The sequence below is a fragment of the Stenotrophomonas sp. STEN035 genome (assembly GCF_056759935.1).
In genome coordinates, this window is record NZ_JBRRDY010000019.1 from 33,107 (window position 1) to 52,549 (window position 19,443).

Consider the following 19,443-nt stretch of genomic DNA (forward strand, 5'->3'; position numbering starts at 1 on the left):
TGCGCGGGGATGACGTGCCGGCAAAACCGTGCGCGTTATACGCGCACGGGCCGGTACGTCACTTGAGGGTCAGCGAGGACTGGTCAACAGTCACGCCCGGGCCCATCGTCGAGCTGACCGACACCTTCTGCAGGTACAGGCCCTTCGAAGTGGCCGGCTTGGCCTTGATCAGGTCAACCAGCAGTGCCTGCAGGTTCGACTGCAGCGCGCCGTTTTCGAAGCTGGCCTTGCCGATGGTGCAGTGGATGATGCCGGCCTTGTCGGTGCGGTAACGCACCTGACCCGACTTGGCATTCTTGACGGCTTCGCCCGGGTTGGCCGAAACGGTGCCGACCTTCGGGTTCGGCATCAAGCCACGCGGGCCCAGCAGGGTGCCCAGCTTACCGACAACGCGCATCGCGTCCGGGGTAGCAATGACGACGTCATAGTTCAGATCGCCGGCCTGCATCTTCTCAGCCAGGTCGTCCATGCCGACGGCTTCGGCGCCAGCGGCCAGGGCTTCGTCAGCCTTGGCACCAGCCGGAGCGAACACGGCAACGCGGACCGACTTGCCGGTACCGGCCGGCAGCACGGTGGAACCGCGCACCTGCTGGTCGGACTTCTTGGCGTCCACGCCAAGACGCACAGCAACGTCGATCGACTCGACGAACTTGGCCTTGGTGACGGTCTTCAGGATGTTGATTGCGTCCTCGAAGGCATACGCCTTACCCGGGACAACGGCGGCCTTGATGGCCTTCTCACGCTTGGTCTGTGCCATCAGATTAACCCTCTACCACCAGGCCCATGGAACGGGCAGAGCCCGCGATCGTACGCACGGCGGCGTCAAGGCTGGCAGCCGTCAGATCCGGCTCCTTTGCCTTGCAGATTTCTTCCAGCTGCGCGCGCGTCACCTTGCCCACCTTGTCGGTGTTCGGCTTCTTCGAGCCCGAAGAAATGCCAGCGGCCTTCTTCAGCAGCGTGGTCGCCGGGGTGCTCTTGGTGATGAAGGTGAACGTACGGTCCGAGTAGGCCGTGATGATCACCGGCACCGGCAGACCCGGCTCCAGCTTCTGCGTAGCGGCGTTGAACGCCTTGCAGAATTCCATGATGTTCAGACCACGCTGACCCAGCGCAGGACCGACCGGCGGCGAGGGATTGGCCTGACCGGCCTTTACCTGCAGCTTGATATAACCGACAACTTTCTTTGCCATTAGAGTGCTCTCCGGGTGCTAGCGCCTTGCGACAACAGGCTCCCCATCGGACCGGGAATCACGCGTCCCGGCATCGCGTTGTGAAATCGCACCAAAGGCCACCTTGCGGCAGCCCTTGATTTGCTCCCTCATTGGGGAGCCGAAAATTGTAGCAGCTTTTTGCGACGCCACCTGAACAGGCGGTACGCAGCGCCTTAGATCGCCTTCTCGACCTGGCCGAACTCGAGCTCGACCGGGGTGGCGCGACCGAAGATCAGCACCGAGACGCGCAGGCGGCTCTTTTCGTAATTGACTTCCTCGACAACGCCGTTGAAATCGTTGAATGGGCCTTCGGTGACGCGGACCATCTGGCCCGGCTCGAACAGCACCTTCGGACGCGGCTTCTCGACACCTTCCTGAACGCGATTCAGGATGGCAGCAGCTTCGCTGTCCTGAATCGGCAGAGGACGGTCAGCGGTGCCACCGATGAAACCCATGACCTTCGGGGTTTCCTTCACCAAGTGCCAGCTTTCGTTGTCAATGCGCGGGATACCGGCTTCTTCGTGGGTCTCGATCTGTACCAGCACGTAACCCGGGAAGAACTTACGCTCGGAGCGGCGCTTCTGGCCTGCGCGCATTTCCACCACTTCTTCAGTGGGGACCAGCACATCACCAAAAAGCTCCTGCATCTCGTCACGCGCAATGCGATCACGCAGCGCCTGCGCAACCGACTTCTCAAAACCTGAATAGGCGTGAACGACGTACCAACGCTTCACAGATATCTCCTTAACGACCCAAGAACCACTGGGTCAGCTTCTGGATCACGAAGTCAAAGCCACCCAACAGCAGGCTCAGCACGATCACCACCACAACCACTACCCACGTCATGCGGATAGCTTCCTGGCGGGCCGGCCACACAACCTTGCGCAGCTCAAAACGGGATTCAGAAAGGAATTCGATTGTCTGACGACCCTTCGTGGTCAGCATGAACACTGCACCACCTGCCACCAGACCCAAAACCACTGCCAGTGCACGCCACTGTCCAGCCCACGCGCCCAGCTGGGCTTGACGCGGCTGATCGGCGAACCAGAACCAGACAAACAGACCTGCCAGCACCAACAGCGCAGCGCCGACGTACTTGACGATATCACCACCCGATGAAGCGGCGGACTTGGAATGTTCGATCTTGCTGTTCATCCGACTCTTGTAGCTGGTGCGACCAAGGTCACTGGATAGAGAGTTGCAAGTGGCACGCCAGGAGGGACTCGAACCCCCAACCTGCGGTTTTGGAGACCGCTGCTCTGCCAATTGAGCTACTGGCGTATGACTTGACTGTTACACATCACCTTAGACGGCGAAGGCGGACCGAGTTACCCGGCCCGCCTTTCGCGCAACCAACAGCGTTTACTGCTGGCGCTACAGGCTTATTAAGCGACGATCTTTGCAACCACGCCGGCGCCGACGGTACGGCCACCTTCACGGATTGCGAAGCGCAGGCCTTCGTCCATTGCCACCGGGTTGATCAGGGTGACGGTCATCTTGACGTTGTCGCCCGGCATCACCATCTCGACGCCTTCCGGCAGCTCGCAAGCGCCGGTGATGTCGGTGGTACGGAAGTAGAACTGCGGACGGTAGCCCTTGAAGAACGGGGTGTGACGGCCGCCTTCGTCCTTCGACAGAACGTAGACTTCGGCTTCGAACTGGGTGTGCGGCTTGATCGAACCCGGCTTGGCCAGAACCTGGCCACGCTCGACGTCGTCACGCTTGGTGCCGCGCAGCAGCAGACCGGCGTTGTCACCTGCCTGACCCTGGTCCAGCAGCTTGCGGAACATTTCCACGCCGGTGACGGTGGTCTTCTGGACCGGACGGATACCGACGATTTCGATTTCTTCGCCGACCTTGATCACGCCGCGCTCGATACGACCGGTCACCACGGTGCCGCGGCCCGAGATCGAGAACACGTCTTCCACCGGCATCAGGAACGGCTTGTCGACGTCGCGCTCCGGGGTCGGGATCCAGCTGTCCAGTGCATCGACCAGCTTCAGGATGGCCGGCACGCCGATCTCGCTCTGGTCGCCTTCCAGCGCCATACGAGCCGAACCGTGCACGATCGGGGTGTCGTCGCCCGGGAAGTCGTACTTGCTCAGCAGCTCGCGGACTTCCATTTCGACCAGTTCCAGCAGCTCGGCATCGTCAACCATGTCGGCCTTGTTCAGGAACACAACGATGTACGGCACGCCGACCTGACGCGACAGCAGGATGTGCTCGCGGGTCTGCGGCATCGGGCCGTCAGCAGCCGAACAGACCAAGATCGCGCCGTCCATCTGGGCAGCACCGGTGATCATGTTCTTGACGTAGTCAGCATGGCCCGGGCAATCCACGTGGGCGTAGTGACGCGAAGCAGATTCGTACTCAACGTGCGCGGTCGAGATCGTGATACCACGAGCCTTCTCTTCCGGTGCGGCATCGATCGAGGAATAATCCTTGAACTCGCCACCGAAGCGCTCTGCACCGATCTTGGTCAGCGCGGCAGTCAGCGTGGTCTTGCCATGATCGACGTGGCCGATGGTGCCGACGTTGACGTGCGGCTTGGTACGCTCGAACTTGCTCTTGGACATGGCTGCTTCTTCTCGGTAACAGGGTTAGTTGTGCACTATCAGCGAAAGATGGTGCTCACGAAAGGAATCGAACCTTCGACCTCCTCCTTACCAAGGAGGTGCTCTACCGACTGAGCTACGTGAGCGAGTTGTCTATTATGCCGTGTTTTTTCGTTTCGTTCAATGGAGCGGGAGACGGGAATCGAACCCGCACCATTAGCTTGGAAGGCTAAGGTTCTACCGTTGAACTACTCCCGCACCGGGAAAACACGTCACAACATAAAACTGGTGGAGGGAGGTGGATTCGAACCACCGAAGGCGTAAGCCAGCAGATTTACAGTCTGCCCCCGTTGGCCGCTTGGGTATCCCTCCATTCCACTCCCTTGTCGAGGACCGCGGCCTTGCCGGTCAGGGGTGGGTGAGCTCGCTATTTTGGTGATCAGCGCCGATGCTGTCAACAGAAATCTTCACATTTGGTGAAATTTCTTTTTCGGCATCGGCGGTGCCGATCACTCGCCGGGCATCTTAATCTTTTCGTCAGCAAAAATCGCCACGTGCGGCACGCCATCGGCACCAATCCAACCGCGATACATGCCTTCGGTATTGAACGGCATCGCAGCCTTGCCATCAGCAGACAGAACGATGCCGCCACCATCACCACCGAGCTCGGGGATGCGCTTGACGATCACTTCATCGCCGGCCTGTGCAGGCGTTTCCTTCAAGTACTTCATGCGTGCACAGATCTCATGCGCGACGGACAGGCGGATGTAGTACTCACCCCAGCCCGTGCCTGATACTGCGCACTGGTCGCTGGCATAGGTTCCGGCACCGATGATCGGCGAATCACCAACCCGTCCATAGCGCTTGTTGGTCATGCCACCGGTGGAGGTGCCCGCCGCAAGCTTGCCCTGGCCATCCAATGCAACCGCACCCACGGTGCCGAAATGCTTGGCGGTCTCCAGGTCGGCATGCGCCTGCCCTGCAGCCTCTTCCTTCAATGCACGCTGCAACTGCTCCCAACGCTTCTCGGTACGGAAGTAGGACGGATCCACCAGTTCGATCTTCTGCTCGGCGGCGAACAGCTCCGCGCCCTGCCCCACCATCATCACGTGCGGGGAATGCTCCATCACCGCGCGCGACAGCAGGATCGGGTTCTTGACGGTATGCACGCCGGCGACGGCACCGGCGCGCAGCGTGGCGCCATCCATCAACGAGGCATCCAACTCATTCTTGCCGTCATGGGTGAACACCGCGCCCCGACCTGCATTGAAAGTCGGATCGTTCTCCAGCACGGTGATCGCAGCCGTCACTGCATCCAGCGCAGGCTTGCCAGCAGCCAAGGCCTGATGACCCTGGCGCAGCGCCTCGGTCAAGGCGGCGCGGGCAGCACGCTCTTCTGCAGCGCTGAAATCCTTGCGCTCAACCCCTGCCCCGCCATGGATGACCAGCAAGGGAGAGACCTCGGCTGCCGCGGCAGCCCCCGAGGACAGCGACGCCAGGCCCAGCAGTACTGCAGAAGTCAGCTTCATGTTTCTTCACTCCCGAATGGAACCCCGATTCTAGGCAGCTGCCAGCCACTCTGAACAGTCACCAACGTCGCCCACCCCCGCATTCCGACAGCTGCCGAGCCCGCCCCCACATTCCACCCCTGCAGCAACCACTCCCAACGACAACAAAAAAGGGGCCGAAGCCCCTTGATCTGTTGATCGCAAACGCTCAGTTGGGATGCAGCTCCAACTCGCCATCGACGACGCTGGCCATCGCAGTGAAAGCTGCGTTGTCGACCCTGAACCCATCCAGGTGCAGACGACTGCCCGCACCAACGCCAGTGACCGGAATCGAACTGAATTCCAAGGGCTCACCATTGCTCAGGCGATCTGCCGTGTGCCGTGGCATCACCAACCACGCATAGCCATCATTCAAGGAATACACCTGGCCACGGCCATCAGCTTCCACGCACAGGGCGGTGTCTTCATCGACGCCGATGCCGACGATATCGTCCTGGCCTTTCTCCTGCGCGGCACGGGCCACAAACACAATCAACCGGCCCAGGCGATCACGCTTGGCGAAGTGGGTATCGGTCACCACGTTGGACAGGTAGGGCATGGTCAGGAAATCCCGGTCCATGGTCACCTTGCTCCCCATCGGGTCACTCAAAGCGGCCGGTGAATTGACACTGCCGCCATCCAGCGCGCCATAGGCATAGCCACCGAGGATCGCCAGCCCAGCACTGGTACCGCCGATCGGCTTGCCGGCACGGACGTGCGCATTGAGCAGGTTGTTGAGCTCGGTGCCCTTCCAGAAACGGATGTAACGCGACTGGTCGCCGCCGGCGATGAAGATCGCATCGGCGCCGCGCACCACACGCAGCACGGCCGGATCATCAGCCGCCTTGCGGCTGTCGAACACCAGCGTCTGCACCGCGGTAACGCCGCCGATGTCGTAGTACAGCTCCTTCTGCATGTTGTCGTCGCCGGAGGCGCGCAGGATCACCACGCGACCGTGCCCCGCCCGTTCAACCCACCAGTGGAAGGCCTCCGGCACCCAGTCGCCGCCGCCCATCAACATCATGGCCGCCTCGGTCTTGCCCGGGCGCGGCGCATCCAGATCACCTACTTCGTAGTAGCGGTAGCCGGCGGCACTGATGCCACGCGAATCCTCGGCGTGGACCACGCCCCCCGCAGCGACAGCTGCGATAGCCAGAACGATTCGCCCCAGCCAGGAACTCTTACGTTTCATAGCACCCTCTACCTGATCCATGTAATCGCTTACAGCTGTAATGCCAGACTTTCTGGCAGTGGTCAAGCGTGTAAAAAAGGTGTTAGATGGCAAGAACCCATTCACATTACAGACAGGGTTGGCCGGCATTTCCCTACATGCCGACAGGACAAATTCGGACACTTTTCATCAGAGAGCTGATTCATGCGTAAGCACGCAATGGTGTGTTCAATCCAACTGGCCCTGCTGTCGATGGCCGCCCCCGCCCTGGCGCAGACCGCCACCCAGGGCCAACCGCAACAACTCGACACGGTGCAGGTCACCGGCTCGCGCATCCCGCGCGCCCAGGTGGAAGGCCCGGCCCCGGTCACCGTGGTGACCGCCGAGCAGATCAAGTCCGCTGGTTTCACCTCGGTTCCCGATGTACTGCGCTCGCTGAGCCAGAACAGCGGCAGTACCCAAGGGCAGCAGAACACCACCGGCGCGCAGTCCACGCCTGGCGCACAGGCAGTCGATCTGCGCGGCCTGGGCCCGAATCACACGCTTGTACTGGTCAACGGCCGCCGCATCGCCGACTTCCCGCTGCCGCTCAATGGCCGCAGCAACTTCACCGACGTCGGCAATATCCCACTGGGCATGATTGATCGCATTGAAGTGCTGACCGGCAGCGCATCGGCCGTGTACGGCTCCGACGCCATGGCCGGCGTCATCAACTTCATCCTGAAGAAGTCCACCGACGGCACCACCTTCGACTACCGCTTTGGCGACACCAGCCGTGGCGGCGGCTCATCGCAGAATCTGACGATCACTACCGGCTTCGAGCAGGACAAGTTCAGCGGCATCGTCGGCGTTGAACTGATCAACAAGCGCCCCCTGTGGGGCACCGACCGCAGCGTGCAGGATTCGACGCTGGATTCGCCGGCTGCAGAACGCCGCCTGCCGCGCCTCATCGCACAGCTGCAGAATTGGGACGACGACGAAAACATCGCCCCGGCTGACGGCTGCGCCGCCATGGCCGGCCTCAACGGCGGCACCACTGTACTCGCCGAGAACGACCTCGGCCCGTATTGCGGCAGCGAACGCGCCATTGCCTATCGCACCATCCAGAACGAGCGCAAAGGCTTCAATGCCTATGGTTCGTTCGAGTATCGGTTCAACGATGCGCTGTCGTGGTTTGCCGATGTCCAGCTTGGCCAGCAGAAGGTCAAGCTGCTGACCGGCACCAACAGCAACGATGTCGCCAGCGACCATATGGGCTGGGAGTTCCATGACCCGAACTCGACCGACAATTACCGCAACAAGATCTTCTACAACGCCACCACCGAGCGATACGAGAACTGGGCGCGCCAATTCAGCCCGGAAGAAGTGGGCGGTCTGCGCAACCGCATGAACACCACCACCCAGAAGACGTTTGCGGTGACTACCGGCCTCAAGGGCATGTTCGCCGAGGAATGGAACTGGGAAGCCGCCTACAACCACTCCCAGTACAAGGCTGACGTCAAAATGCCGCGCATCAAGGCAGCTGCGGCCAACAGCCTGTTCCTGGGCGAACTGCAGGGCTATGACGACGACGGCATCGCGATCTACACCCCGGATCCGGCACGCCTGTTCACGCCGCTGACCCAGGCCGAGTTCGCCTCGATCGCAGCAATGTCCACCTTCCGTCCGGAAGCCAAGAACGACAACCTCAGCTTCACCGTCGATACCGCCTCGCTGTTCTCGCTGCCTGCAGGTGACGTCGGCTTCGCTGGTGCCGTGGAGTACGGCGAGCAGTCCTACAAGATCAACCCCGACCCGCTCGCGCTCACCGAAGACGCGTACTACGGCCCGCGCTATGGCGATGGCAGCGGTGACCGTGATCACTGGAGTGCCGCCGGCGAATTGCGCCTGCCAATTGCGTCCACCCTTCAGGCGAGCGTTGCCGGCCGCTATGACCGCTATAGCTACGGCAACAAGAGCCCGGGCAAGTTCACCTACAGCGCCGGTCTGGAATGGCGTCCGCTGGATACGCTGCTGTTGCGCAGCTCCTACGGCACCGGTTTCCGCGCACCGGACATGCACTACCTGTTCGCCGGGAACGACTACTACCGCACCCGCAACGCCACCGATTACCTGGCCTGTCGTTCGGACAATGCCGGTGCAACCGACGGCGAATGCTACGACCGCGACTTTGGCAACTACGACGTCAGCACGTTCGATGTCTACAGCGGCAACATGAATCTGGATGAGGAGACGAGCAAGTCGTTCTCGGCCGGTTTCGTGTGGTCACCCGTGGCCAACTTCGATCTGGCGGTGGATTACTACAAGATCCGGATCGAGAATCAGGTGCAGACGCAGGACCGCGAACTGCTGCGCATCCAGGAAGCGGACTGCCGCCTGGGCAGTACCGACAGCGGCACGGCCGTCGACATCAACTCGCCGACCTGCGTGGACGCCTTGGCACGCGTGATCCGCGACGGCGACGGCACCATCACCAGCGTTCGCTTCGGACCGATCAACATCGCCAACGAGGAAACCTCGGGCATCGATGTCGCCGCCAACTACCGCCTGCAGACGGCGAACGCTGGCGATTTCAGCTTCACCGGCCAGTACAACTGGACCCATCGCCACACCCGCCAGCAGTTCCCCGGCGACCCGAAGGAAGACATGCTCGATGTCAGCTTCAGCGCCACCACGCTGCCGCGGGTGAAGTCGAACTTGGGCGTGAGCTGGGACAAGGGTGCCTGGGGCGCCAGCCTGTTCGGCAACTACCTGGGCAAGGTCGCCAACTACGACAACGACGCATGGACCAAAGCAACCTGGCGCTTCAACGCCGGCGCCCGCTACGACATCACTGATCACCTGCGGGTGTCGCTGTCGGTAAACAACCTGTTCGACAAGATGCCGCCGAAGGACCCGACCTGGTCGAACTACCCGTACTACGACACTTCGTGGTTCGACAGCATGGGCCGCAGCTACTACCTGCAGCTCACCTGGAAGCTGGGCGGCAAGGCGCTGTAAGGCCTGGTTCCATGCATTGCCAACAAGGCCCGCCATTGGCGGGCCTTGTTGTTTGTGCGGGCTTTGGTGGGTACCACCAGCCAGCACTGCACCGGCTACACCGTGGCAATTCTTCTCCACAGCCACTGTGTGCAATGGCTGGAGAAGGCTGTGGACAACTACGTGCAGGCCTTGCGCTGCAAGGCTTTCAAAATAGTGGTGATTTTTTGACCAATGTACTGCGACGAAGGCATGCGGCTCTTTGTAGGAGCAGCGTCAGCCGCGAAGCTCGTACATCTTCAGATGGCACATTCTCCCGCGGCTGCAAGAAGGTCAGCTTCGCGGCTTACGCCGCTCCTACAAATTCAGGCAAACCAGTCTTGTGGGAGCGGCGTCAGCCGCGAAGCTCGTGCATCGTCAGGTTGCACAGACGTGTGAGCTTCAAGAAGGCCAGCTTCGCGGCTTGCGCCGCTCCTACAAACAGTTGCCTGACCCGGGATTTCTCCACAACCGCTGTGTGCAATGAATGGAGAAGGCTGTGGACAACCGCGTGCAGGCCTTGCGCTGCAAGGCTTTCAAAATCATGGTCAAATTTTCACCATGATGAAAACGCCTGATACAACAAGGCCCCGCAGTGCGGGGCCTTGTTGGTACTGCAACATCAAAAGAATCAGACGTTGAAGCGGAAATGCAGTACGTCACCTTCCTTGACGATGTAGTCCTTGCCTTCCAGGCGCAGGCGACCGGCTTCCTTGGCGCCCTGCTCACCCTTGAGGTTGATGAAGTCTTCGTAGCTGATGGTTTCGGCGCGGATGAAGCCACGCTCGAAGTCGGTATGGATCACACCTGCTGCCTGCGGCGCGGTCGAGCCGGCGCGCAGCTGCCATGCACGGACTTCCTTCACGCCTGCGGTGAAGTAGGTCTGCAGGCCGAGCAGCTTGTAGCCGGCACGGATCACGCGGTTCAGGCCCGGCTCTTCCAGACCCAGGTCCTTGAGGAACTCGTCGCGGTCGGCGTCGTCCAGCTGCGCCATTTCTTCCTCGATGGCCGCACACACCGGCACCACTTCGGCACCTTCGGCTTCGGCGCGAGCGCGCACGACGTCCAGCAGCGGATTGTTCTCGAAGCCGTCTTCGGCAACGTTGGCGATGTACATCAACGGCTTCAGCGTGATCAGGAACATGTCACGGATCAGCGCCTTCTCATCGGCATCGAGGCCGGCGGCACGCGCCGACTTGCCCTGGTCCAGTGCCGAAGCCAGCTTCTCCAGCACCGGCTTGCGCGCCAGCGCTTCCTTGTCATTGGCCTTGGCTGCGCGGGTAGCGCGATCCAGCGCCTTCAACACCGATTCCAGGTCAGCCAGCGCCAGCTCGGTATCGATGGTCTCGATATCGGCGATCGGATCGACCTTGTTGGCAACGTGGATGACATTGCCGTCTTCGAAGCAACGCACAACATGAGCGATGGCATCGGTCTCGCGGATATGGGCCAGGAACTTGTTGCCCAGGCCTTCACCCTTGGACGCACCAGCGACCAGACCGGCGATGTCGACGAACTCCATCGTGGTCGGGATCACCCGCTCCGGCTTGACGATGGCCGCCAGCGCATCAAGGCGCGGATCCGGCACCGGCACCACGCCGGTGTTCGGCTCGATCGTGCAGAACGGGAAGTTGGCCGCAGCGATACCCGCCTTGGTCAGCGCATTGAACAGGGTCGACTTGCCGACATTGGGCAGACCGACGATGCCGCATTTGATACCCATGCTTGAACTCCCGTGAATGGAAAATCGGGAATGAAGAAGCGGAAGGGCCTAACGCCGTTCCATTCCCCATTCCCCATTTTTCGCTCACTTGGTGGTGTGCAGACGCTTCATCGCTTCGCTGTAATCACCGGCTACCGCCAACGGCATCACGTCGATGGCCGCATCGATGGCCTGTGCCATCAGCACGGCGTCGTCCGGCGACGGACGGCCCAATACCCAACCCACCACGCGGTCCTTGTGACCGGGATGGCCGATGCCAAGACGCAGGCGATGGAACTTGCCATGACCGAGCAGACGGATGGTGTCACGCAGGCCGTTCTGGCCGCCATGACCACCGTCGAACTTGAGCCGGGCCACGCCGGGCGGCATGTCCAGTTCGTCGTGTGCAAGCAGGGTCTCTTCCGGCTCGATCTTCCAGAACCGCTGTGCGGCGGTGACCGATTTGCCAGAGAGGTTCATGTAGGTGGCCGGCTTCAACAGCCATACCGGCTGTCCAGCAATCTCGACCTTGGCGACTTCGCCAAACAATTTGCTTTCCAGCGCCCAGCGCGCGCCCTGCCGCTCTGCCAGGGCCTCAACGAAATGAAACCCGGCATTGTGCCGGGTCCGGGCGTGTTCGGGTCCGGGGTTGCCCAGACCAACGATCAATCGCAAGCCAGTCATCTGTCAGATACACCTGCTGCGCCCGCTCCGAAGAGCGGGCGCAACATGGCCGATTACTCGGCTGCTGCTTCTTCTGCAGCGGCGGTCTTGGCGATGACAACTGCGTCGTCATGGCCCTTGCCCAGCTTCAGCGCCGGAATTTCCACGCCAGCCGGCAGCTTCAGGCCCGACAGGTAGATGATGTCGCCAGCCTTCAGCTCGCCCAGGTCGACTTCGATCGACTCCGGCAGGTCCTTCGGCAAGCAGGCAATCGCCACTTCCTTCAGTTCGTGAGTGACCAGCACGTCGGCAGCCTTGCCAGCCGGCGAGGTGTCTTCGTTGATGAAGGTCAGCGGCACCGAAGCGTGCAGCACTTCATTTTCGTTCACGCGCTGGAAATCCAGGTGCATGACCAGCTGCTTGTACGGGTGACGCTGCATGTCACGCAGCAGCACCTTGTGGATGGTGCCGTCGAGGTTCAGGTCGATGATCGAGGAGTAGAACCAATCGTTGAACTGGGCCAGCCAGATCTCGTTGTGGTTGAACTCGACCTTCACCGGCTCCTTATCACCGCCGTAAACGATACCCGGGACCACACCGGCATGACGCAGGCGGCGGCTCGCACCCTGACCTTGCACGTCACGACGGGCGACTTTGATTTCGTGGGACTTTGCCATGTTGACTACTCTAGGTTGTTGCACCGCCTCGCGGCGCTGCGTAAAGACTCTTCCGCGACCAGAAGAGCCTGTTGTGATCCCCGGACAAGCCGGGGACCGGATCCATCAATCCACGTACATCGAGCTGACCGACTCACCGAAGGCGATGCGGCGCATCGTCTCGGCCAGCATTTCGGCCACGCTGATCTGGCGGATCTTGGGACAGACGCGGGCCACTTCGGAAAGCGGAATCGTGTCGGTCACCACCAGCTCATCGAGCTGGGAGTTGTTCAAATTGTCCACCGCCGGGCCCGAGAGCACGGCGTGGGTGCAGTACGCGGCAACCTTCAGTGCACCGCGCGCCTTGAGGGCAGCAGCGGCAGCACACAGGGTGCCGGCGGTGTCGACGATGTCGTCGACCATCACGCAGGTCTTGCCTTCAACGTCACCGATGATGTTCATCACGGTGGCGACGTTGGCACGCGGGCGGCGCTTGTCGATGATGGCCAGGTCGGCATCATCCAGGCGCTTTGCCACGGCGCGGGCGCGTACCACGCCGCCTACGTCCGGGCTGACCACGATCAGGTTGTCGGTGCCGTAGACGCGCCAGATGTCGGCCAGCAACAGCGGCGACGCATAGACGTTATCGACCGGCATGTCGAAGAAACCCTGGATCTGATCGGCGTGCAGGTCGACCGTGAGGATCTGGTCGGTGTGCACAGCCGAGAACATCTTTGCAGCAACCTTCGCGGTGATCGGCACGCGCGAGGAGCGCATGCGGCGATCCTGGCGGGCGTAGCCGAAGTACGGCACCACCGCGGTAACGGAAGCGGCGCTCGCGCGCTTGAGCGCGTCGATGATCACCAGCAGTTCCATCAGGTTTTCGGCACTTGGAGCGCCGGTGGACTGAACCACGAAAACGTCCTGCTTACGCACGTTCTCCTGGATCTCGACCTGCACTTCACCATCGGAAAACTTGGAAACCAGTGCCTTGCCCGGTCTTACCCCGAGTTCCTTGCAGATGCTCTGCGCAAGGTGTTTATTGGCATTGCCGGAAAAAACCAGCAGGTTCGGGGAATCTTGCATGACAGCTCTCTCGGGCGGGGGCGAGTAGCAAAAGAAACGTGATTACTGCGGTGATGGCGCGGGTTCGTTTCGCGCACATCCAATGCGCTTGCAGCGTTGGGAGTGTGTGGCAGGGGCGGTAGGATTCGAACCTACGAATGCCAGGATCAAAACCTGGTGCCTTGGGCCTCTTGGCGACGCCCCTGCATCAAACAATTCCCGTCGTTTCCAGCGCATCAAGCAGTGGCGAGCGATCAACACCCGCAGCTACCCAAGCTCGCAGTTGCGGCGGCAACTCCGCCAAGGCCTGCTCTGCAGCAGCGCGCGTAGCGAACTCGACGAAACAACCGCTTCCCGACCCCGTGAGTCGTGCCCGACCAATACCTGACAAGGCCTGGAACGTCGCCTCGATGGCAGGTTCCTGGCGCCGTAGTACCGGCTCGAACGCATTTCCGAGGACGGTCCCGGAAGCGAAGTCCGCTATTTTCACGGGCTTGGCATCCCGCGTCAAATGCTGTGAACGAAAAAGTTCAGCCGTGGGCACGTGAACACCCGGATCAACCAGCAAATACCACGCTTCCGGCAAATCTATCGGCGTCAGCAATTCGCCCACACCTTCGGCCCAGGCGCTGCGCCCGCGCACAAATACCGGAACATCGGCGCCTAGACCGACACCGAGTGCGGCCAGTGCGTCCTCGTCCAGCCCGGCGCCCCACAGCGCGTTCAGTGCCACCAGCACGGTTGCCGCATCGGAGGAGCCACCACCAAAGCCACCACCGGCCGGAATCCGCTTTTCGACCCGGATATCGACACCTTTGTCGCAATTGGTCGCATTTTTCAGCGCGATAGCCGCACGAACCACAAGATCATCAGCCTCGGCAACGCCAGCTACCGATAGCCCGTCGCGATGTACCCGGCCGTCTTCACGCAGGCGCAGGCCGATACGATCGCCCCAATCCAGCAGCCGGAATACAGTCTGCAGCACGTGGTAGCCATCAGCGCGACGGCCGGTGATATGCAGAAACAGGTTCAGCTTGGCCGGGGCTGGCCAGTACGACCAGCCCGCAGCATCGACAACGGCAGTCATGGCGCGTCCGCACCCCATTCATCCACGATCAGGCGGACCTTGGCATCGCCGTTGACCGCCTCGATCCGGCGCGGCAGCGACGGACGCCCGGCGTCGGCCGGGTACCAGTCCAGATAGTCCACCTGCCAGCCCTGCTGGCGCAGCACCCGTGGCCGCCCTTCGGCGTCGAAACCGAGGTATTCGGGGCTGGCTCCGGCACTTGGCAGGCCACGCACCCACTCGGCCAACTGGGCGACCGGGATTTCCCAGCCGGTGGCCTGCAACAGCAGCTGACCAGCGTCATCGGCCGTGCGCGGACCGCCTTCAAGTCCGTCCAGACGCACCGCCTGGCCCGGCTCACCACCACTGAGCTGCCAGCTCTGGCGGGTTACCGGCGCAGCCAGACTGACCTGATAGGCAGGCCCCTGCTGCAGCCAGTCGATCCGACCATTGCCGCCGTTGCGCCCCTTGCTGATCGCCACCCGGCCCTGGAATGACCAGTTCGGCTGCGCCTGCAGCGCGGCCTGCCGCTGCTGTTCCGCCGCCTGCGCCTGCGCGGACACTTGCTCCACTTCAGCCGCTACCGGCGCCGCCTGGCGCTTGGGCACCGAGCCACAGGCCGCGAGCGCGCCTACTACCAGCAGCGCCAACGGCGCCCGCCACATCATTACGTTCATACACCCAACTTTTCGATCGCACGCTGCAGCGCGCGGTTGTCCGGATCCAGCTTGCGGGCCTCGTCGAAGTAGCGCCGGGCTTCGTCTTTCTGTCCCAGCACCCACAGCACTTCGCCTACGTGCGCAGCGATTTCCGGGTCTTTGTTCAAGGTCCAGGCGCGGCGCAGATGCACCAGCGCTTCGTCATTACGGCCCAGTCGATACAACACCCAACCGTAGCTGTCGACGATGGCGGCATTGTCCGGCTCGGCCACGCGCGCACGATCAATCAGCTCCAATGCCTCCTGGTAGCGCTGGGTGCGGTCGGCCAAGGTGTAGCCCAATGCGTTCAGCGCCGCCACGTTCTCGGGCTCGGCCACCAGTACCTTGCGCAGGTCAGCCTCGGCGCGCGGCACATTGTCAGTGCGTTCCCAGGCCAGCGCGCGGGCGTAAAGCAAGGCACTGTCATCCGGGAATGCAGCAAGACCACGCGCCAACACATCGAACTCAGCCTTGGTTTCGCCATCACGCAGCTGCAGCTCAGATTCGAGCAGATAGGCGTCGCGGCGCACATCGTCATCCAGTGAGGCATCGGCCTGGATCGACTGCACCTCTTTGGCAGCGCGCGCCTTGTCACCCATCAGGTGCAGCGCATTGACCGCACGCAGCTGCGCCTCACCGCGATGCTCGCCACCGGGCACGCCGTGATACCAATCCACGGCTTCCTGGTAGCGCTTCAGGTATTCGGCGATTTTGCCCAGCAGCAGGCGCTGGTCCGGGTCAGGCTTGCTGGCCTTGGCCGCAATGTCCTGATACAGCGCCAGCAGCGCCACATCGTCCTTCTGCTTGGCCAGCAGCGAGGCACGCATGCCCCAGCTCTGCAGGTTCTGCTCGCCTACCGACAGCACATGTTCGGCAGCGGCTGTCTCGCCCAGCGTGTCATAGGCGATGGCCAGCGCACCGCGCAGCTCGTCGTCCTTCTCCGCCTTGGGCTCGATGCCTTTGAGCAGGGCCAGCGCCTCGTCCTTCTTGCCGGCCTGATTGAGCTGGGAGGCATGCAGCAGCGCCACCCGCGGCTCATCCGGAAAGCGCCGCACCACCTCGCCCACCATGCGCCGCGACAGCTCCGGGCTCTCCATGCGCAGGGCCAGCCGGCCGAATTCCTGCCAGGCCTCCAGATCATTGGGGATCGCATTGGCGTCCACCAGCATGCCCAGCACCTGCGCCGGTACCGCCGGGTCACGACCACCAGTAGCCAGCGCCAGCAGCGCATAGCGCCAGGACCGTGGTTCAGGCGAACGCAACACCGCCAACAACTCCTTGCGGGCCAGCTTGGCGTCGCCATTGCGCATGGCCAGCGCACCACGGGTGCCGCGCACCGCGACCGAACCAGGGTCACGCTGCGCCCAAAGCGCCAGCGCCTGTTCGGCTCGGTCGGCATCATCGGCCAGCATGGCGATGCGGGTGGCGCGTTCAGCCAGGCCTACGTCGCCCTTGGCTTCCTGGGCCGCCTGCAGGTACCAGCGGGCGGCATCGGGCAGTTTGCCGGCCTGCAGCGAGAACTCGCCGGCCAGCACCGGGGTCAGCGGCAGGCCTTCGGCCGCCAACTGCGCCTGGACCGGCGCAACCGGGGCCGCCAGCACCGGAAAAACCGGCAGGGAAAGCAACAGAACGGTGCATATGCGATTGAATACGGGCATCTGACGCAACCGGGCCGTAAAATGGCGGCCTTCAACAGCCAGCAGCTTATCGCAAGCAACTGAACAGATGACCCTGTGGGTGCTCGGACTGAATCACCAGACTGCGCCGGTAGAACTGCGCGAACGCGCTGCCTTTGGCGGAGACGCCTTGCCGCGCGCGATGGATTCATTGCGGCAGACCCCGCAGCTGGCCGAAGCGGTGCTGCTGTCCACCTGCAACCGTACCGAGCTGTATGCCGTTGCCGAGGACAGCAAGGCCCTGAGCCATTGGCTGGAACACCACGCCGGCAGCCTGCAGGGCTATCTCTACCAGCACAGCGAAGGTGAAGCCGTACGCCACCTGTTCCGGGTCGCCACCGGCCTGGATTCGATGGTGCTGGGCGAGCCGCAGATCCTGGGCCAGGTAAAAGACGCTTGGGCGTTGGCGCACGACAGCGGTGCAATCGGGCAACAATTGGACCGGTTGTTCCAGCAGACCTTCTCCGTGGCCAAGCGTGCCCGCACCGATACCCGCGTCGGCGCCAACCCAATCTCGGTGGCCTCCACCGCGGTGCGGCTGGCGCAGGACTCGTTTGCGCGCATGGATGAATCCACCGTGCTGCTGGTCGGCGCCGGCGAAACCATGGAACTGGTCGCCAAGCACCTCAGCGATGCCAAGGTGAAGCGGCTGCTGATCGCCAACCGCACCGTGGCCAATGCCCAGGACCTGGCCAGCCGGCACGGCGGCGTGGCGCTGCCCTTGACCGAGCTGGAGCGCCATCTGGGCGAAGCCGACGTGGTGTTCTCGGCCACCGCCGCGCGCGAGCCGGTGATCCTGCATCGCCAGGTCGCCAACGCGCTGCGCCTGCGCCGGCACAAGCCGATGCTGCTGTTCGACCTGGCCGTGCCGCGCGATATCGACGCCGAGGTCGGCAAGCTGGCCGACGCCTACCTGTATACCGTGGATGACCTGGAACGGGCCGTGGAAGAAAACCGCCGCGGCCGCCGCGAGGCCGCCGCCGAGGCCGAATCCATCATTGACCTGCAGGTCACCCGCTATCTGGAAAACCTGCGCGCCGCTCGCCTGCAGGCGCCCATCCGGCAACTGCGCGCGTTCGGCGAGGCCACCCGCGCCGAATTGCTGGCCAAGGCCCGGCAACAGCTTGCCCATGGCAAACTGCCGGACGAAGTACTGGAGCAACTGGCGCACGGCCTGACCAACCGCCTGCTGCATCCGCCCACCGCCGCCCTGCGCCAAGCCGCGCAGGATGGCGATACCGATCTCACCCGCGCCGCCGAGCGCCTGTTCCCGGCCACCCCCGGGTATCACCACCCCGCTGCGAGGAATGATGACGCCGACCCTGCGCCGTAAGCTGCTGGCACTGGCCGAGCGCCGAGAAGAACTGGAACGCCTGCTTTCCGACCCTGATGTGGTCGCCGACAACGAGCGCTTCCGCAATTTTTCCCGTGAGTTCTCGCAACTGGAACCCATCGCCACTGCATTGGCGAACGAAACCCGTGCGCTGGAAGACCTGGCCTCGGCCGAAGCCATGCGCAACGACCCGGAACTGCGCGAGCTGGCCGAGGAAGAAATAACCGCAGCGCAGGCCCGCCTGCAGGCCTTGGACGAAGAACTGGCACTGCTGCTGGTACCGCGCGACCCGCGCGACGAAGGCAATCTGTTCCTGGAAGTGCGCGCCGGCACCGGCGGCGACGAAGCGGCGATTTTTGCCGGCGACCTGTTCCGCATGTACGCCCGCTATGCCGAGCGCCAGGGCTGGAAGGTGGAAATCGAATCCGACAACCCCGGCGAACACGGCGGCTACAAAGAAGTCGTGGCGCGCGTGGTTGGCCGCGGCGCCTATTCCAAGCTGAAGTTCGAATCCGGCACGCACCGTGTGCAACGCGTGCCGGCCACCGAATCGCAGGGCCGCATCCACACCTCGGCAGCAACGGTGGCGATCATTCCCGAAGCCGATGATGTCGAGGACGTGGTGATCAACCCTGCCGATCTGCGCGTGGACACCTACCGTTCCTCCGGCGCCGGTGGTCAGCATGTCAACAAGACCGAGTCGGCGATCCGCATCACCCACATCCCCACCGGCGTAGTGGTGGAATGCCAAACCGAGCGCAGCCAGCACGCCAACCGCGACAAGGCGATGAAACGCCTGAAGGCGCAGCTGCTGGATGCCGAGCGCAGCAAGCAGGCCGCAGCGCAGGCCGAATCGCGCCGTCTGCAGGTAGGCAGTGGCGACCGCAGCCAGCGCATCCGCACCTACAGCTTCCCGCAGGGCCGCATCACCGACCACCGCGTCGAAGGCCTGACCCTGTACGACCTGCCCAACATCATCGAAGGCGGCCTGGACGACCTCGTCGCACGCCTGCAGCACGAACACCAAGTGGATGAGCTGGCGCGTTTGGCTGAAGGGACCTAATACGCTCCCTCCCTTATGC

17 protein-coding genes and 5 tRNA genes are annotated in these 19,443 nt (G+C 62.6%); 3 read left to right on the forward strand and 19 right to left on the reverse strand.

Annotated elements, in window-relative coordinates; all coding sequences use genetic code 11:
* Window positions 1-58: 58 nt before the first annotated feature.
* The 11 genes from rplA to ACVOLL_RS11835 form a co-directional block, all read right to left on the reverse strand.
* Window positions 59-757, reverse strand: coding sequence for a 50S ribosomal protein L1 (gene rplA, locus ACVOLL_RS11785; protein ID WP_481513046.1), 699 nt, complete (start codon window positions 755-757; stop codon window positions 59-61).
* 4 nt (window positions 758-761) lie between these two features.
* Window positions 762-1,190, reverse strand: coding sequence for a 50S ribosomal protein L11 (gene rplK / locus ACVOLL_RS11790; protein ID WP_057630030.1), 429 nt, complete (start codon window positions 1,188-1,190; stop codon window positions 762-764).
* Between the two features lie 194 nt (window positions 1,191-1,384).
* The gene (gene nusG / locus ACVOLL_RS11795; protein WP_057630031.1) at window positions 1,385-1,945 is read right to left on the reverse strand and encodes a transcription termination/antitermination protein NusG; all 561 of its coding nucleotides are present in this window, start codon (window positions 1,943-1,945) and stop codon (window positions 1,385-1,387) included.
* Window positions 1,946-1,955: 10 nt separating this feature from the next.
* Window positions 1,956-2,366: a preprotein translocase subunit SecE gene (gene secE, locus ACVOLL_RS11800; protein ID WP_481513047.1), complete on the reverse strand. Its 411-nt coding sequence runs from the start codon at window positions 2,364-2,366 to the stop codon at window positions 1,956-1,958.
* A 50-nt stretch (window positions 2,367-2,416) separates the two neighbouring features.
* Window positions 2,417-2,492: transfer RNA gene (locus tag ACVOLL_RS11805), tRNA-Trp, on the reverse strand.
* 104 nt (window positions 2,493-2,596) lie between these two features.
* On the reverse strand, window positions 2,597-3,787 hold the full coding sequence (tuf, locus tag ACVOLL_RS11810; RefSeq protein WP_481513040.1) for an elongation factor Tu: 1,191 nt from the start codon (window positions 3,785-3,787) through the stop codon (window positions 2,597-2,599).
* A 49-nt stretch (window positions 3,788-3,836) separates the two neighbouring features.
* Window positions 3,837-3,912, reverse strand: a tRNA-Thr gene (locus ACVOLL_RS11815).
* Between the two features lie 38 nt (window positions 3,913-3,950).
* Window positions 3,951-4,024: transfer RNA gene (locus ACVOLL_RS11820), tRNA-Gly, on the reverse strand.
* Window positions 4,025-4,052: 28 nt separating this feature from the next.
* Window positions 4,053-4,138: transfer RNA gene (locus ACVOLL_RS11825), tRNA-Tyr, on the reverse strand.
* A 137-nt stretch (window positions 4,139-4,275) separates the two neighbouring features.
* The gene (locus tag ACVOLL_RS11830; RefSeq protein WP_481513048.1) at window positions 4,276-5,295 is read right to left on the reverse strand and encodes an isoaspartyl peptidase/L-asparaginase family protein; all 1,020 of its coding nucleotides are present in this window, start codon (window positions 5,293-5,295) and stop codon (window positions 4,276-4,278) included.
* A 187-nt stretch (window positions 5,296-5,482) separates the two neighbouring features.
* Window positions 5,483-6,526 (reverse strand): cyanophycinase, encoded by a 1,044-nt coding sequence (locus tag ACVOLL_RS11835; protein ID WP_481513049.1) that lies wholly within the window; start codon window positions 6,524-6,526, stop codon window positions 5,483-5,485.
* A 162-nt stretch (window positions 6,527-6,688) separates the two neighbouring features.
* Here ACVOLL_RS11835 and ACVOLL_RS11840 point away from each other — a divergent pair, with 162 nt between their 5' ends.
* A complete protein-coding gene (locus tag ACVOLL_RS11840; RefSeq protein WP_481513050.1) occupies window positions 6,689-9,484 on the forward strand; it encodes a TonB-dependent receptor plug domain-containing protein in 2,796 nt (931 codons plus the stop codon).
* Window positions 9,485-10,133: 649 nt separating this feature from the next.
* Here the strand turns inward: ACVOLL_RS11840 and ychF are convergent.
* The 8 genes from ychF to ACVOLL_RS11880 form a co-directional block, all read right to left on the reverse strand.
* Entirely contained in the window at window positions 10,134-11,225 is a 1,092-nt protein-coding gene (ychF, locus tag ACVOLL_RS11845) for a redox-regulated ATPase YchF (protein ID WP_481513051.1), read from the reverse strand.
* Window positions 11,226-11,309: 84 nt separating this feature from the next.
* Entirely contained in the window at window positions 11,310-11,888 is a 579-nt protein-coding gene (gene pth / locus ACVOLL_RS11850; RefSeq protein ID WP_282272531.1) for an aminoacyl-tRNA hydrolase, read from the reverse strand.
* A 53-nt stretch (window positions 11,889-11,941) separates the two neighbouring features.
* Window positions 11,942-12,544 (reverse strand): 50S ribosomal protein L25/general stress protein Ctc, encoded by a 603-nt coding sequence (locus tag ACVOLL_RS11855; protein ID WP_481513052.1) that lies wholly within the window; start codon window positions 12,542-12,544, stop codon window positions 11,942-11,944.
* A 105-nt stretch (window positions 12,545-12,649) separates the two neighbouring features.
* Entirely contained in the window at window positions 12,650-13,609 is a 960-nt protein-coding gene (locus ACVOLL_RS11860) for a ribose-phosphate diphosphokinase (RefSeq protein WP_346498821.1), read from the reverse strand.
* Between the two features lie 107 nt (window positions 13,610-13,716).
* A tRNA-Gln gene (locus ACVOLL_RS11865) sits at window positions 13,717-13,793 on the reverse strand.
* A 3-nt stretch (window positions 13,794-13,796) separates the two neighbouring features.
* Window positions 13,797-14,675 carry a 4-(cytidine 5'-diphospho)-2-C-methyl-D-erythritol kinase gene (ispE, locus tag ACVOLL_RS11870; protein ID WP_481513053.1) on the reverse strand — a complete coding sequence of 293 codons (879 nt, stop codon included), beginning with the start codon at window positions 14,673-14,675 and terminating at the stop codon, window positions 13,797-13,799.
* Entirely contained in the window at window positions 14,672-15,331 is a 660-nt protein-coding gene (gene lolB / locus ACVOLL_RS11875; protein ID WP_481513054.1) for a lipoprotein insertase outer membrane protein LolB, read from the reverse strand. The genes ispE and lolB overlap by 4 nt, the downstream gene beginning before the upstream one ends.
* Window positions 15,328-17,010, reverse strand: a complete 1,683-nt coding sequence (locus ACVOLL_RS11880; protein WP_481513055.1) for a tetratricopeptide repeat protein — start codon at window positions 17,008-17,010, stop codon at window positions 15,328-15,330. Before ACVOLL_RS11880 ends, lolB begins: the two co-directional genes overlap by 4 nt.
* Window positions 17,011-17,077: 67 nt before the next feature.
* On the opposite strand from ACVOLL_RS11880, the gene hemA reads away from it, so the two are divergent.
* Window positions 17,078-18,361 (forward strand): glutamyl-tRNA reductase, encoded by a 1,284-nt coding sequence (gene hemA, locus ACVOLL_RS11885; protein ID WP_481513056.1) that lies wholly within the window; start codon window positions 17,078-17,080, stop codon window positions 18,359-18,361.
* Window positions 18,339-19,424, forward strand: coding sequence for a peptide chain release factor 1 (gene prfA / locus ACVOLL_RS11890; RefSeq protein ID WP_481513057.1), 1,086 nt, complete (start codon window positions 18,339-18,341; stop codon window positions 19,422-19,424). The genes hemA and prfA overlap by 23 nt, the downstream gene beginning before the upstream one ends.
* Window positions 19,425-19,443: the final 19 nt, after the last annotated feature.

What these genes read in the sequence shown, in the direction of transcription:
- rplA (WP_481513046.1), bottom strand. Translation starts at nt 757, where the DNA reads ATGGCACAGACCAAGCGTGAGAAGGCCATCAAGGCCGCCGTTGTCCCG.
- rplK (WP_057630030.1), bottom strand. Translation starts at nt 1,190, where the DNA reads ATGGCAAAGAAAGTTGTCGGTTATATCAAGCTGCAGGTAAAGGCCGGT.
- secE (WP_481513047.1), bottom strand. Translation starts at nt 2,366, where the DNA reads ATGAACAGCAAGATCGAACATTCCAAGTCCGCCGCTTCATCGGGTGGT.
- tuf (WP_481513040.1), bottom strand. Translation starts at nt 3,787, where the DNA reads ATGTCCAAGAGCAAGTTCGAGCGTACCAAGCCGCACGTCAACGTCGGC.
- ACVOLL_RS11830 (WP_481513048.1), bottom strand. Translation starts at nt 5,295, where the DNA reads ATGAAGCTGACTTCTGCAGTACTGCTGGGCCTGGCGTCGCTGTCCTCG.
- ACVOLL_RS11835 (WP_481513049.1), bottom strand. Translation starts at nt 6,526, where the DNA reads ATGGATCAGGTAGAGGGTGCTATGAAACGTAAGAGTTCCTGGCTGGGG.
- ACVOLL_RS11840 (WP_481513050.1), top strand. Translation starts at nt 6,689, where the DNA reads ATGCGTAAGCACGCAATGGTGTGTTCAATCCAACTGGCCCTGCTGTCG.
- ychF (WP_481513051.1), bottom strand. Translation starts at nt 11,225, where the DNA reads ATGGGTATCAAATGCGGCATCGTCGGTCTGCCCAATGTCGGCAAGTCG.
- pth (WP_282272531.1), bottom strand. Translation starts at nt 11,888, where the DNA reads ATGACTGGCTTGCGATTGATCGTTGGTCTGGGCAACCCCGGACCCGAA.
- ACVOLL_RS11855 (WP_481513052.1), bottom strand. Translation starts at nt 12,544, where the DNA reads ATGGCAAAGTCCCACGAAATCAAAGTCGCCCGTCGTGACGTGCAAGGT.
- ACVOLL_RS11860 (WP_346498821.1), bottom strand. Translation starts at nt 13,609, where the DNA reads ATGCAAGATTCCCCGAACCTGCTGGTTTTTTCCGGCAATGCCAATAAA.
- ispE (WP_481513053.1), bottom strand. Translation starts at nt 14,675, where the DNA reads ATGACTGCCGTTGTCGATGCTGCGGGCTGGTCGTACTGGCCAGCCCCG.
- lolB (WP_481513054.1), bottom strand. Translation starts at nt 15,331, where the DNA reads ATGAACGTAATGATGTGGCGGGCGCCGTTGGCGCTGCTGGTAGTAGGC.
- ACVOLL_RS11880 (WP_481513055.1), bottom strand. Translation starts at nt 17,010, where the DNA reads ATGCCCGTATTCAATCGCATATGCACCGTTCTGTTGCTTTCCCTGCCG.
- hemA (WP_481513056.1), top strand. Translation starts at nt 17,078, where the DNA reads ATGACCCTGTGGGTGCTCGGACTGAATCACCAGACTGCGCCGGTAGAA.
- prfA (WP_481513057.1), top strand. Translation starts at nt 18,339, where the DNA reads ATGACGCCGACCCTGCGCCGTAAGCTGCTGGCACTGGCCGAGCGCCGA.